This window comes from Acidaminococcus fermentans, assembly GCF_009696675.1.
Lineage (GTDB): Bacteria > Bacillota > Negativicutes > Acidaminococcales > Acidaminococcaceae > Acidaminococcus.
The window spans coordinates 14,038-27,496 of the sequence record NZ_VULN01000011.1; the positions used below are offsets into that span (position 1 = coordinate 14,038).

Below are 13,459 nucleotides of genomic sequence, written 5' to 3' on the forward strand. Positions count from 1 at the left end.
TGCACCTCTTCACTCACTGTACCTTTTCAGCCGTTCCGCCAGGAGACTGTAACGCTTCCGGGTCCGGTCATTGCCTACAGCGGCGGCCAGGGCTTTTTTGCTCCCGGCCAGGTACACCTGCTTTTTGGCCCGGGTGATGGCGGTATAGAACAGGTTCCGCTGGAGCAGGATGTAGTGGCTCAATACCAATGGCATGAGCACCACGGCATATTCGCTGCCCTGGCTTTTGTGGACGCTCATGGCATAGGCCAGCCGCAGATCGGAGATTTCCGCCCCTTCGTAGGTCACCGCCTCCCCTTCCGCCCGGTCCGGGAAGTCCACGGTCACATAGGCTCCCTGGATGCTCCGGATCCGGCCGATGTCCCCGTTGAACACGTTCTTTTCATAATTGTTCCGGATCTGCATCACCTTGTCCCCTTCCCGGAGCAGCAGGAAGCTTCCCCGGTACTCCTGTTTTTCCGGGTCCGGGGGATTCATCCGGGCCTGGAGCAGGTTGTTCAGGTTCTCCACCCCGCACAGGTTCTTATGCATGGGGGTAAGCACCTGGAGGCTGTCCTGGGGTTGGGTCCGGGCCAGATGGGCATAAAGGTCCACAATATAGTGCATGGTTTCCTCTTCCGTGGCAAATTCCCGGAAGCTGAAATCCTTCTCCCCTTCCCATTGGGGCATCAGCCCCTGGTTGATCCGGTGGGCATTCCGGACTATGGGGCTCAGTTCCGCCTGACGGAACACGTTTTCCAGCCGGACAATGGGCATGGTGCCGCTGCGGATAATGTCCTGGAGCACGGAGCCGGGCCCCACACTGGGCAGCTGGTCCACATCCCCCACCAGGATCAGCCGGCAGCCCAGCGGCAGAGCCTTCAGCAGGTTGTACATCAGCACGATGTCCATCATGGAGGCTTCGTCCACAATCACCGCATCCGCCTCCAGGGGATTGTCCTCATCCCGGCCCCAATAGGAATCCCCTTCTCCGTTGGGAGTGTATTCCAAGAGCCGGTGGACCGTAAGAGCCGGCTTCCCGGCGCTTTCCGACAGACGCTTGGCCGCCCGTCCTGTAGGCGCTGCCAGCAGGATCTTGCACCCGGCCTGTTCCATCACCGACAGGATTCCCTTCACCACGGTGGTTTTCCCGGTGCCGGGACCCCCGGTGAGCACAAAGACCCCATGGTCCACGGACGCCTTCACCGCTTCCGCCTGTTCCGGGGCCAGCTGGATCCGTTCATCCTGTTCCCATTCCCGGATGATCTTCTGGTAGTCCACCTTCCACAGGGCGTTCACATTGTCCCGAAGGGCCAGGAGCCGCCGGGCCACCCCTTCTTCCGCCCGGTACAGGTATTCCGGATACACGTCCACATGGTCCCCCTGGTCCTCCACCCGGAGCAGGTTGTCCCGGAGCAGCTGGTCGAAGACCTGACGCACTTCCAGAGGTTCCACCTGGAGCACTTTGGCCGCCATGGCCACCAGCCAGGAATCCGGCACACAGGTATGGCCCTGGTTGGCTCCCTGGAGCAGGGTAAAATGGATCCCCGCCCGGATCCGGTCCTCGTCATGTTCATCCACCCCCAGGTTCCGGGCCAGGGTGTCCGCCGTCCGGAACCCGATCCCGTCCACATCTTCCGCCAGGCAGTAGGGGTTGTTGCTGATCCGGGTCACCGCCGTATTCCCGTACAGAGCCTGGATCCGGGGAGCGAAGTTGCCGCTGATCCCGTGGCTTTCCAGGAAAAACACCAGTTCCCGGTTTTCCCGGAGTTCTCCATAGGAAGTCACAATGGCCTCCGCCTTCTTTTTGCCGATGCCGCTGACCTCCCGGAGCCGTTCCGGGAATTTTTCCAGGATCTCCAGGGTATCCTCCCCGAACTTGTCCACGATCCGCTGGGCCATGGCCGGGCCCACTCCCTTCAGCACCCCGCTGCCCAGCATCTTCACCAGGCCTTCCGCCCCCTTGGGCTGGATGGCTTCCCAGCTCTGGGCCTGGAACTGACGCCCGAACCGGGGATGTTCCCCCCAGGTGCCCGTAAGCCGCACCTGTTCTCCGGCATAAGGGGCCTGTCCCTTGTAAACAATGGAAATGGTCCCCACTTCCGGATTTTCTCCCCGGAAGACACTGAAGGTGCCTGTAGCTGCCTGGAAGACGATATTTTTAATGGTGATTTCGATGGAAACGGTTTCGGCCATACCCTGCTGCTCCTTCTGAACGTATGTTCCTATCATTATAACATAGTTTTCCGTTTTTTTTGACAGCCCATGGAGAATTACGGTATAATAAGAAAGCTGAATTCTGAACGAAATCGAAGAAAATCAAAGGAAGTGAACGCCACGTGATTGGAAAAGGCACACAGGCAGCGCTGGACATGTACCGCTGTGCAGAAGAAGTTGTATTCGACAAAGAAAAGATCCGGGATATTCTGGAAGAAGCCGCCGAACGGTTCTGTCTGAAGGAACTGGCCCTGTATTCCACAGAAAATGATGAAGGAGACGATTTCTGTTTCGTCATGCTGTGTACCAACGGCCATCTTTTCCTCCATGTCTTCCCCACCTACGGGTATGTGGAGGCGGATGTATTCACCCTGGAAAGCGCGGCCAATCCGGAACAGGTGGCTGTATTCCTGCGGCAGGAATTCGGTCCTGACCAGTCCAAACTCACCACCCTGAAACGGGGGGACTACGGTTCCATCAAAGACATGAAGCCTCAGCGGAAAAAGATGGTGAAGACCATGCGCCGGGCCAAGAACGCAGGCGCCAAACTGAAGAAATTCATGACCTGGAAAAAAGACAAGGAATAAGACAAAGAACAAGAGGCTCTGCTGCGGCGCCTCTTGTTTTTGACAATCAAAGGAAGAATGAACCATGAAATATATCTGCTGGGACATTGACGGCACCCTGCTGCTCACCAACTACGCCGGGGTGGCTGCCATGAAGTCCACCATCAACGACCTGTACGGTCTGGACAATTTTGAATTCACCTACGGCATGGCCGGCCGGACGGACACCTATATTGCCCGGAAGGCCATCGAAGGGATCCAGGGCCACTGTACCCCGGACGAAGTGACCCGGATGCTCCAGGCCTACGGAAAAAAACTCCCGGCCTCCCTGGTGGCCAAAAAAGGCCATCTCCTGCCCCATGTACAGACCACCCTGGACTGGCTCCGGGAAAACCCGGACACCACCAGCCTGCTGCTCACCGGCAACTGCGAAGTAGCCGCCCATGCCAAGCTCCGGTATTTCGGCATTGAAGAGGAATTCGACTACAGCCGCAGTGCCTTCGGGGAAATCAGCGAGCTCCGGGACGACCTGTCCCAGGCCCTGTGGGACAAAGTGCGGAAAACGGATCCGGCAGCCACCCGGGACCAGCTGGTGGTCATCGGGGATACTCCCCACGACATTACCTGCGCCCAGGCCATCGGGGTCCGGAGCCTGATTGTACTGAAAGGCTCCGCCTACAAACCGGACCGGCTGGAAGCTTATCACCCCTGGAAGATCATCCCGGAACTGCCGGAAGACCCCAAAGACCTGATGGCCATCCTGGAGGAGGAGTAAGACCATGTTTGGAAAAAAAGTTTTTCTCACAGCCCTGCTGGCCCTGACCGCTGCCCTGCCGGTTTCCGCCTACCGGCAGAGTGATGTGGATCAGCTGCTGGCCACCCGTTCCTGCCCCGGCGGGGATCTCCGGGGCGCTTATCTCCGGGATGCGGATCTTACGGGAGCCAATCTCCAGGGGGCGGATCTCAGCTATGCCAATATGACCAGCGCCATTTTGGAAAACGCCAACCTGAAGGAAGCCAATCTCCAGAAAGCCAATCTGCGGAATGCCTATATGGCTGGTTCCGACCTGGAAGGGGCGGACCTGTCCAACGCCAATTTTTCCCATACGGTGCTGAACCGGAGTTCCCTGGTGGGGGTCACCGCCTACCGGACCAGCTTTTCCCATGCTCTTTTGACCTTCGCCAACCTGTACACGGCGGACCTGCGGGAAAGCAATTTCGACTATGCCAACGGAGCCATGGCCAACTTCTTTTCCGCCAACCTGGCCCGGAGCTGGCTGTTCGGGACCCAGCTCCGGGGAGCCAACTTCACCTCCGCCAACCTGTACAACGCCCGGCTCCGGAAGGCCAGCCTGCCGGAAGCCAATTTCAAGAACGCCAATCTCATGAGCTCCACCCTGGAAGGGAGCAACCTGAGCAAAGCAGTGCTCACCAACGCCAACCTGGACGATGCGGACCTGAGCCACGCCAACCTGGAAGGTACCCAGTTCTCCAGCGCAGATCTGGCGCTGGCGTACAGGAAATAAAAAAGGAGGTGTGAAAGAATTCACACCTCCGGTCTCGGACCGCGGGTCACGACCCGAGACCTTCACAAAAAAAAGCTGTTGCTCTCGCAACAGCTTTTTTTATACTTTTTATTTCCCTTCAGCAGCAATGGCGTCGCTGGCGCAGACAGCCACTACGTCTACTACGTCCTGGGTGGAGCAGCCGCGGCTCAGGTCCAGAACCGGTTTGGCCAGGCCCTGTACCAGAGGCCCAAGGCAGGTGGCACCGCTGAACCGTTCAACCAGTTTGTAACCGATGTTGGCAGCGCACAGGTTCGGGAAGATCAGCACGTTGGCATGGCCGGCCACTTTGGAGCCAGGAGCCTTCCGTTCCCCAACTTCAGGAACCAGGGCAGCATCAGCCTGGAGTTCACCGTCGAAAGCGAAGTCCACGTTCCGGGATTTCAGGATTTCAACAGCTTCTTTCACTTTGTCAACTTCTTCACCGGAGCCGGAGCCTTTGGTGGAGTAGCACAGCAGAGCCACTTTCGGTTCTGCGATTTCCAGGGTGGTCTTGGCCCGTTCAGCGCAGCTTACAGCGATATCGGCCAGCTGTTCAGCAGTGGGATCGATGATAACGCCGCAGTCCCCGAAGACCAGTTTGCCGTGGTCGCCCAGGTTTTCTTTGTCGCTGAGCACAATGAAACCGCTGCATACGGTCTTGTTGCCGGGTTTTACGCCCACAACCTGCAGGCCGGCTTTGATGGTGTCAGCGGAAGTCCGGGTGGAACCGGAAACAACGCCGTCAGCATCGCCCATGGCCAGAAGGCCGGCACCAAAGAAGGTGGTATCTTTCAGCATGATTTCCCGTGCTTTTTCCACGGTCATGCCCTTTTTCTTTCTCCGTTCTGCGAAGTAAGCGCACAGTTCGTCCATTTTTTCATAGGTTGCAGGGTTGACGATCTTTACGCCGTCAAAGCTGATGCCCAGACGTTCTGCATCTTTCTGCAGTTTGGCGGGATCCCCTACCAGCACGATTTTAGCAAACCCTTCCTTCGTAACGATAGCAGCAGCTTTCAGAGCTCTGTCACTGTCGTTTTCCGGCAGCACAATCACCTTTTGTGCAGGTTTAACACGAGCCTTCAGTTCGTCCATAAATGCCATTCCATATCACTCCTACCCAAATATTAAAAGGCTGGCGCAGAGCGCCCCTTTTCACAGTTTCTATTATATCACTTTTTTCCGCAATGCCGCAGGAGAACTTTTCCCATTTTAAAACAAGTAATATTCTGATAAAGAAAGGTGGTGTGAAAAAATTCACACCACCAGCCGCGAGCCGCGACTCAAAAAAGGCTGTTGCTTGCGCAACAGCCCCTTTTTTTACTTCGCTACAATATTCACCAGCCGGCCGGGGACGGCGATGACTTTCATCACTTTCTTGTCTCCGATGGCGGCTTTGACTTCTTCCTGTTCCAGGGCCAGGTTCCCCAGGTCCTCTTTGCTGATTTCCGGTGCGGTCATGATCCGTGCCTTGGGTTTCCCGTTGACCTGGATCAGCACTTCCACCTGTTCCACTTTGATGGCTTCCGGGTCGTAGGTGGGCCAGGGTTCCTTGTGGATGCTGTTTTCGCTGCCCATGGCGTCATGCCACAGTTCTTCGGTGATGTGGGGCGTAAAGGGCGCCAGCATCAGCAGCAGCTTGGAAATGGCTTCGTACACCAGACCGTCGTTCACCGGTTTGGCCTTTTCCCGGTACGCATACAGGGCATTCACCAGTTCCATCAGGGTGGAAATGGCAGTGTTGAAGTTGAACCGGTTGTCAATGTCCTCGGTGACCTTCTTGATGCTCACATGGAGGATGTGCCGCAGTTCTTCGTCCGCTTCGTTCAGGTGGGCGGTATCATAGGAGGTGACCTTCCGGGCCAGCACATCCTTGAAGTAGTACACGATCCGCCATACCCGGTTCAGGAACCGGAAGGACCCTTCCACTCCCTGGTCGCTCCATTCCAGTTCCCGTTCCACAGGAGCGGCGAACATAATGAAGAGACGGGCGGTATCGGCCCCGAACTTCCCGACGATTTCTTCCGGAGACACCACGTTCCCCAGGGATTTGGACATTTTGGCCCCGTCCTTGATCACCATGCCCTGGGTCAGCAGGTTGGTGAAGGGTTCGTCCGCTTTTACCAGGCCGGCGTCGTGGAGCACCTTCATGAAGAACCGGGAATACAGCAGGTGCAGGATGGCGTGTTCGATGCCCCCGATGTACTGATCCACCGGCATCCAGTGGTTTACGGCTTCTTCACTGAAGGGAGCCTTGTCATTGTGGGGATCGGTGTAACGCAGGTAGTACCAGGAAGAGCACAGGAAGGTATCCATGGTGTCCAGTTCCCGTTTGGCCGGGCCCCCGCATTTGGGGCAGGTGCAGTTGACGAACTGTTCACTGGTAGCCAGGGGAGAAGAGGCACCGGCGTCGAACTTCACATCCAGAGGCAGCTTCACCGGCAGGTCTTTTTCCGGTACCAGCACTTCTCCGCAGTGCGGGCAGTACACCACCGGAATGGGGCAGCCCCAGTACCGCTGACGGCTGATCAGCCAGTCCCGGAGACGGTAGTTGATCCGCCGTTTCCCCAGGCCTTTTTCTTCCATATAGTCAATGATGGCCTTCATGGCCTTGTGCATTTCCATGCCTGTGAAGGGACCGGCATTCACCAGTACCCCGTCTTTGTCCTCATAGGCATCGGTCATTTCTTCCAGCTTCAGTTCCTTGTCCTTGGGCTGGAGGGTGAGGATCTTCTTGATGCCGTATTTGGTGGCAAACATCCAGTCACGATGGTCCCCGGTGGGCACCCCCATAACGGCGCCGGTACCGTAGTCCACCAGTACATAGTTGGTGATCCAGATCTGGACTTTTTCCCCGGTGAGAGGATGGATGCAGTCCACTCCGGTGTACATGCCCAGTTTTTCCGATTCACTGGAGGTCCGTTCAATATCGGAGGTGTTCTTCACTTTGTTGCAGAAGGCTTCCAGTTCCGCTTTCCGGGGATTGTCCTTCAGCAGTTCTTCCACCATGGGATGTTCCGGAGGGATCACCACGAAAGTGACCCCGTAGATGGTATCCGGACGGGTGGTGTACACATTCAGTTTCTTGTGAAGACTGGGAACTTCAAAGCCGAATTCCAGACCTTCGCTGCGGCCGATCCAGTTCCGCTGCATGGTCTTCACCCGGTCCGGCCAGCCCGGCAGTTTGTCCAGGTCGTCCAGCAGCTGTTCCGCATAGTCGGTGATCTTAAAGAACCACTGGCTCAGCTGTTTCTTTTCCACCGGCTGATGGCAGCGCCAGCATTTGCCGTCTTCCACCTGTTCGTTGGCCAGTACGGTTCCGCAGGTGTCGCACCAGTTCACGGAGGCTTCCTTCTTCACAGCCAGGCCCCGTTTGTACATCAGTTCAAAGAACCACTGGGTCCATTTGTAGTACTCTTCCTTGCAGGTAACCACTTTCCGGTCCCAGTCATAGGACAGTCCCAGTTCCTTCAGCTGCCGGGTCATATTGGCGATGTTTTCCATGGTCCATTTGGCAGGGGGAATCTTGTGTTTGATGGCGGCATTTTCCGCAGGCATGCCGAAAGAGTCGAAGCCGATGGGATGGAGCACATTGAAGCCCCGCATGGTCCGGAACCGGGCCACCACGTCCCCGATGGAATAGTTCCGCACATGGCCCATGTGCAGGTTCCCGGAGGGATACGGGAACATTTCCAGCACATAGGATTTGGGCCGGGGATCCTCATTGCTGACCTGGTAGGTCTTGTTGTCTTCCCAATACTTCTGCCACCGGGCTTCGATCTCGTGTGGCTCGTACTTTTCCTTGAACATGAACATACCTCCTAAAAAAGAAAACCCGTCTGAAACACCTTGCATAAGTTCTCTGGATTCAGTAACATATGAGTATTACAGTGGTTTTTGTCTGTGTAATAGATTCATTATATATTTCGTATCACATAAAGTCAACGCAGGAAGGAGTGGGAACAATGGCAATTTATGCCATGGGGGATCTGCATTTTTCCGGAGAACCCCCCACAAAGCCCATGGAGGTTTTTGGAGCCCAGTGGCTGGGCCATCGAAAAAAAGTCATCACATACTGGAAGGAAACGGTAAAGGACGGAGACACGGTGCTCCTGGTGGGAGACACCTCCTGGTCCATGGATCTGGAAGACGCGGTGGCAAAGGATCTGGGGCCTTTGGCGGCCCTCCCCGGGGATCTGGTGATCCTCAAGGGGAACCATGACTACTGGTGGAATTCCTTAAAGAAACTCCAGGCGGCCCTGCCCCCCAAAGTCCATTTTCTCCACAATACCTTCTACCAGACAGGGGATGTGGCCCTGTGCGGCACAAGGGGCTGGAACCTGCCCAGCATGCCCGGGTTCGGGGAACACGACCAGCTGGTCTACGACCGGGAATGCCAGCGGTTGGAACGGAGCCTGGCCGGAGCCCGGGAGGCCGGGGCGAAGCACCTGATCGCCGCCCTCCACTACCCTCCCCTGTACAACCCGGAAGAAATCACCGGCTTTACGGAACTGTGCAAAAAGTACCAGGTGGAACAGTGCATCTACGGCCATGTCCACGGAGATGCGGCCCATTTCCTGAACCTGTTCCAGGGAGAACGGGACGGCACCCGGTACCGGCTGGTGGCGGCGGATTATGTGGATTTTCATCTGGTGAAGATTTGCGATTGAAGAAAGGGACCCATCGTGCATCAATATCTGTTTTTTGTAGGCGGCTTCCCGGTGCGCATGTACGGGATCATGCTGTGCATCGCCATTTTCATGGCCACTGCCGTGGCTTATTTCCTGGCCTGGCGGGACGGCCGGGGCTGGGAAAAATACCTGCCGGACATCGGCATCTACGGAGGCTTCTGCGGGCTCATCGGAGCCCGGCTCTGGGATGTGTTTTTCTTTGACTGGGGGTATTACAGTGCCCATCTCCTGGAAATCCCCTTTGTGTGGCAGGGCGGCATGGCCATCCAGGGGGGCATCCTGGGAGGGGTGCTGGGCGGCGCCCTGTACTGCTGGCGGCACAACGTCAACTGGATCGACATGCTGGATGTGATCTGCCCGTCTCTGTTCATCGGTCAGAGCATCGGCCGGATGGCCAATCTGCTGAACGGGGACGCCTTCGGGGCTCCCACGGGAGGAGATTTCGGCATCCTGTATCCGGCAGGGACCCTGGCCCGGTCCACCTACGGAGCGGTTCCCCTGTGGCCGGCAGAAGTGTGGGAAGGCCAGATCGATGTGATTCTTTTTGCCCTGCTGCTGCTGTTCCAGACCACCAGGCCCAAAAAAGGACAGCCCTGCTGCCTGTACGTAATGCTCTACAGCCTGCTCCGGTTCTTCCTGGAATTTCTCCGGGGAGATTACGTGGAACCCATGCTGTGGGGTCTCAAAAGCGCCCAGGTCACCGCCCTGGTGTCCTTCGGCGTTGCTCTGGTGCTGTTTGTGTGGGCGGGGATGAGAAAACCGGCTGCTTGAGGCAGCCGGTTTTTGTCAACGGCCGCTGACCGTTGGCAGCTGACAGCGATAGGGTGTTGCACGCAACGTGCAACACCCCCTTTTTTTATTTCTTCCGATTGTAATTGATCAGGCACCCGGCCTTGATGATTTCTTTTTCTTCCTGGGTCAGGGGTTTGATGAACAGGGTCAGTTCCACCGGTTCTCCCTCTTTCAGCACCCAGGCCCGGATCTGGTCCAGACTGCCGTCCAGGGCTTCCCGGATCCCCGGCACGAAGATCCAGTCTCCCACTTCAAATCCTTCCGGTTCCCCTTTCAGGTGGAAGGGCAGCATCCCCCAGTTGATCACATTGCTCCGGTACCGTTTGGTGGCATAGTCCTGGGTGATGTTGGCCAGGCCCCCGATCACCCGCTGGCAGCTGGCAGCCTGTTCCCGGGCAGACCCGTCACCGGGCCGGGTGGCGTACACCAGGGACCCGATTTCCGTATTGGACAGGGCAGCCCCTTCTCCTCCCGGGATTCCCTGGATCCGGCGGAACAGAGTCCCCAGTTCCGGGTTCTCCAGCAGCAGGTCTTTGCCGGCTTCCCGGGCCAGTTCCAGTTCCTTCACCGCTTTGGTCCGTGCAACATAGCCCGGATCCCGGCGGCTCAGGGTGAATTCCGCCAGGCCCAGAGGGTTGGACCGGTAGGAGGAAGTTTCTCCGGAGGGGATCAGTTCATCGGTGGTGGTCACCGGATCCAGGATCTTGGAGCACACCTGGAGCAGTACATTTTCTCCCAGTTCCGGCATTTCCGGCCAGTCCTTGATGTTGGGACCGTAGAACAGCTTCTGTTCCGGTTCCGGTTTGCCAAAGCCGTTGTACACCCGGGCCTTGTAGGCGCTGTCGTCGAAATGGTATTCCGGTACGCTGCCGAACACATCCCCATAGACTTCTGCGGAAGTCAGGATGCCGTTATTGGCTGCGGTAGCCGCAATGCTCCGGGCGTCCATCAAGGCCACTGCCGCCATCTGTCCCTGGCCCGGTTTGGACCCTTCCCGGTTGGGGAAGTTCCGGGTATTGTGCCGGATGGACAGGCCATTGTTGTTGGGGGTATCCCCTGCCCCGAAGCAGGGTCCGCAGAAGGCGGTCTTTACCACGGCTCCGGCAGCCATCAGATCTCCCAGCAGGCCCTTTTTCATCAGATCCATGTACACCGGCAGAGAAGACGGATACACATTCAGGGCAAATTCCCCGCTGCCCATGGACCGGCCCCGGAGGAGAGCGGCGGCTTCCGCCACGTTGGAGTAATTCCCGCCGGAACAGCCTCCGATGACCCCCTGCTGGACCTGGAGCTTCCCGTCCCGGATCTTGTCCGTAAGGGTATAGGGAGCCCGTCCCTGGGACACTTCTTCCGCTTTCTTTTCCGTTTCCCGGAGGATGTCTTCCAGGTTGGCGTTCAGTTCATCGATGGTGTAGGCGTTGGAAGGATGGAAAGGCAGGGCGATCATGGGCTTCACCTGGGACAGGTCCACCTGGATGCAGCCGTCATAATAGGCCACTTCTCCCGGATTCAGTTCCTTGTAATCGGCCTCCCGGTGATGTTCCTTCAGGAAGGCCCGGGTATCTTCGTCAGTCCGCCAGATGGAGGACAGGCAGGTGGTTTCCGTGGTCATTACGTCCACCGCATTCCGGTAGTCCGTGGACATGGAGGAAACCCCGGGACCCACGAATTCCATCACTTTGTTCTTCACGTAGCCGTTCTTGAACACCGCCCGGCACAGTGTCAGTGCAATGTCCTGAGGTCCCACCCAGGGCTGGGGCCGGCCGGTAAGATACACGGCCACCACTTCCGGGTAATCCGTATCCCAGGTGTCTCCCAGGATCTGTTTGTCCAGTTCCCCGCCCCCTTCGCCTACGGCTAGAGTCCCCAGGGCCCCGTACCGGGTATGGGAGTCGGAACCCAGGATCATCTTCCCGCAGCCGGCGTGCATTTCCCGCATGTACTGGTGGATCACGGCTACATGGGGCGGTACGAAGATGCCCCCGTATTTCTGGGCGGCGGTGAGGCCGAAGAGATGGTCGTCCTCATTGATGGTGCCTCCCACGGCACACAGGGAATTGTGGCAGCAGGTGAGCACATAGGGCATGGGGAAATGGTCCATGCCGGAAGCCCGGGCGGTCTGGATGATCCCCACATAGGTCAGGTCGTGGGAAGTGAGGGCGTCATAGCGGATCTTTAGATGATCCGGGGAACCGCTGGTGTTGTGGTCCTGGAGGATACCCCAGGCAATGGTCCCCTTCCGGCCTTCTTCCCTGTCCAGTTTCCGGCCCAGTTTCTGTTCTCCCAGGGCCTTGTTCTCTTCCGGGATCAGGTCCCGGCCGTTCAGCAGATATGCACCGTTTTTCGTCAGTTCAATCATTTCATTCACCTCATGGATAGATTACAGGAACAGGCCGCCCAGGAAGAATACATGCAGGGCTGCCATAATTACATTGATGCCCACATTGGCCACACTGAGCAGGAACAGGGTCTTGAACATTTTGTTCATCTCGTAGGTGGTGGTTTCCTTGGCTGCGGAATAGGAGGACATGATGATGGCCCCGCCGGTGGACAGAGGGCTGATGGCCGCCGCAAAGGAGGTGGCGGTAATGGCGGAGATCAATTCCACGTAGCTGACGCTGCCTCCGAAGGTACCGGTGATCTGGTGAGCGATAGGATACAGAGCCGGCATGACCACACCGGTGGTGGAGCTGACCCAGGACAGGATCCCGGAAGTCGCGGCCATAATGGGCACGGCGGTGGAAGCGGTCATAAAGGAAGCCAGGAAGTCGGACACCAGTTTGATGCCTCCCAGTTTGGTGATCACGCTGACCAGCATCCCCACCCCGCAGATCAGCATCAGGGTGCCCCAGGGAATCTGGCGGATGGCCTGTTTTTCGTCAGCGCATTTCAGGAGGATCAGCACGGCAGCCGCCACAAAGGCGAACAGGCCCGTATCCATCTTGAAGCCGATGCAGAAGATGACCATGACGGCAATGGCGCCCATGGTGATTTTCTGTTCCCGGTTGAAAGCGGGAATGTCGGACAGTTTCAGCGGGTTGTCCCCATTCACCTTGTACCCTTTGTACAGCAGGTAGACAACCACCGTGAACACAAAGCCGGACAACAGGGTGGTCAGGAACAGGTGGAGGCCGAAGCCGTCGATGCCATAAGGTTCCGACAGGTTCCGGGCCAGGATCCCGGTAAGGGACAGGGGAGAAGCGCAGCCGGCGTTGGCCCCCAGTTTGGCGTACAGAGCCGTGGCCATAGGGTTGATCTTCAGCTCAAAGGCCAGGTACACGGCGAAGGTGGTCATCAGGATCCCGGCGGCAATGTGGCCGGGTCCGATGGAAGAGATGAAGGCGCTGAGCACAAACATCAGGATGGGGATCAGGTAGGTCCGTTTCCCCACCAGAGCTACCACTTTTTTGGAAAACAGATCCAGTGTGCCGTTGGCGGAAGCCATGCCGAACAGGAAGGTGACCCCTACCAGGGTTACGAACATGGAGCTGGAGAACCCGCTGACAATGGCCTTGGCCGAAAGGTTCCCCGCCATACCCAGCAGGAAGGCGGCCCCCACAGAGAAGAAACCGATGTTGATTTTTTTGATGAACCCTACGGCGACCACCAGGGCCAGCACCAGCAGGGAAATTACGCTGAAGTCCATATCCATTCTCCTTTTTCTTCTGTA

Annotated in this window: 10 protein-coding genes; 5 read left to right on the forward strand and 5 right to left on the reverse strand. The window is 57.4% G+C overall.

Annotation, left to right across the window (positions count from 1 at the left end; genetic code table 11):
* Nucleotides 1–9: 9 nt before the first annotated feature.
* Nucleotides 10–2,175: an ATP-dependent RecD-like DNA helicase gene (locus FX155_RS08175; protein WP_022487101.1), complete on the reverse strand. Its 2,166-nt coding sequence runs from the start codon at nucleotides 2,173–2,175 to the stop codon at nucleotides 10–12.
* A 143-nt stretch (nucleotides 2,176–2,318) separates the two neighbouring features.
* On the opposite strand from FX155_RS08175, the gene speD reads away from it, so the two are divergent.
* The 3 genes from speD to FX155_RS08190 all read left to right on the forward strand — a co-directional run bounded on the left by speD (nucleotide 2,319) and on the right by FX155_RS08190 (nucleotide 4,288).
* The gene (gene speD, locus FX155_RS08180; protein WP_022487102.1) at nucleotides 2,319–2,783 is read left to right on the forward strand and encodes an S-adenosylmethionine decarboxylase; all 465 of its coding nucleotides are present in this window, start codon (nucleotides 2,319–2,321) and stop codon (nucleotides 2,781–2,783) included.
* Nucleotides 2,784–2,847: 64 nt separating this feature from the next.
* A complete protein-coding gene (locus FX155_RS08185; RefSeq protein ID WP_022487103.1) occupies nucleotides 2,848–3,537 on the forward strand; it encodes an HAD family hydrolase in 690 nt (229 codons plus the stop codon).
* 4 nt (nucleotides 3,538–3,541) lie between these two features.
* On the forward strand, nucleotides 3,542–4,288 hold the full coding sequence (locus tag FX155_RS08190) for a pentapeptide repeat-containing protein (protein WP_154488388.1): 747 nt from the start codon (nucleotides 3,542–3,544) through the stop codon (nucleotides 4,286–4,288).
* 108 nt (nucleotides 4,289–4,396) lie between these two features.
* On the opposite strand, the gene pta is transcribed toward FX155_RS08190, so the two are convergent.
* Together pta and leuS are read right to left on the reverse strand one after the other, a co-directional pair.
* Nucleotides 4,397–5,410, reverse strand: coding sequence for a phosphate acetyltransferase (gene pta, locus FX155_RS08195; RefSeq protein ID WP_022487105.1), 1,014 nt, complete (start codon nucleotides 5,408–5,410; stop codon nucleotides 4,397–4,399).
* 216 nt (nucleotides 5,411–5,626) lie between these two features.
* Nucleotides 5,627–8,116 carry a leucine--tRNA ligase gene (gene leuS, locus FX155_RS08200; protein WP_022486643.1) on the reverse strand — a complete coding sequence of 830 codons (2,490 nt, stop codon included), beginning with the start codon at nucleotides 8,114–8,116 and terminating at the stop codon, nucleotides 5,627–5,629.
* Nucleotides 8,117–8,271: 155 nt separating this feature from the next.
* Here leuS and FX155_RS08205 point away from each other — a divergent pair, with 155 nt between their 5' ends.
* Both FX155_RS08205 and lgt read left to right on the forward strand, forming a co-directional pair.
* Complete coding sequence (locus FX155_RS08205) at nucleotides 8,272–8,976, forward strand: metallophosphoesterase (protein ID WP_154488389.1); 705 nt, start codon at nucleotides 8,272–8,274, stop codon at nucleotides 8,974–8,976.
* A 15-nt stretch (nucleotides 8,977–8,991) separates the two neighbouring features.
* Nucleotides 8,992–9,768, forward strand: coding sequence for a prolipoprotein diacylglyceryl transferase (gene lgt / locus FX155_RS08210; protein WP_326831129.1), 777 nt, complete (start codon nucleotides 8,992–8,994; stop codon nucleotides 9,766–9,768).
* 85 nt (nucleotides 9,769–9,853) lie between these two features.
* Here lgt and FX155_RS08215 read toward each other — a convergent pair whose 3' ends face one another.
* Nucleotides 9,854–12,148, reverse strand: coding sequence for a hydratase (locus FX155_RS08215; RefSeq protein ID WP_154488390.1), 2,295 nt, complete (start codon nucleotides 12,146–12,148; stop codon nucleotides 9,854–9,856).
* Nucleotides 12,149–12,169: 21 nt separating this feature from the next.
* Entirely contained in the window at nucleotides 12,170–13,435 is a 1,266-nt protein-coding gene (locus FX155_RS08220; protein ID WP_154488391.1) for an SLC13 family permease, read from the reverse strand.
* Between the last annotated feature and the right edge of the window lie 24 nt (nucleotides 13,436–13,459).

Excerpts from the sequence above, each read along its gene's own strand:
- FX155_RS08190 (WP_154488388.1), top strand. The coding sequence starts at position 3,542 with ATGTTTGGAAAAAAAGTTTTTCTCACAGCCCTGCTGGCCCTGACCGCT.
- FX155_RS08215 (WP_154488390.1), bottom strand. The coding sequence starts at position 12,148 with ATGATTGAACTGACGAAAAACGGTGCATATCTGCTGAACGGCCGGGAC.
- pta (WP_022487105.1), bottom strand. The coding sequence starts at position 5,410 with ATGGCATTTATGGACGAACTGAAGGCTCGTGTTAAACCTGCACAAAAG.
- FX155_RS08205 (WP_154488389.1), top strand. The coding sequence starts at position 8,272 with ATGGCAATTTATGCCATGGGGGATCTGCATTTTTCCGGAGAACCCCCC.
- FX155_RS08185 (WP_022487103.1), top strand. The coding sequence starts at position 2,848 with ATGAAATATATCTGCTGGGACATTGACGGCACCCTGCTGCTCACCAAC.
- FX155_RS08220 (WP_154488391.1), bottom strand. The coding sequence starts at position 13,435 with ATGGACTTCAGCGTAATTTCCCTGCTGGTGCTGGCCCTGGTGGTCGCC.
- FX155_RS08175 (WP_022487101.1), bottom strand. The coding sequence starts at position 2,175 with ATGGCCGAAACCGTTTCCATCGAAATCACCATTAAAAATATCGTCTTC.
- leuS (WP_022486643.1), bottom strand. The coding sequence starts at position 8,116 with ATGTTCAAGGAAAAGTACGAGCCACACGAGATCGAAGCCCGGTGGCAG.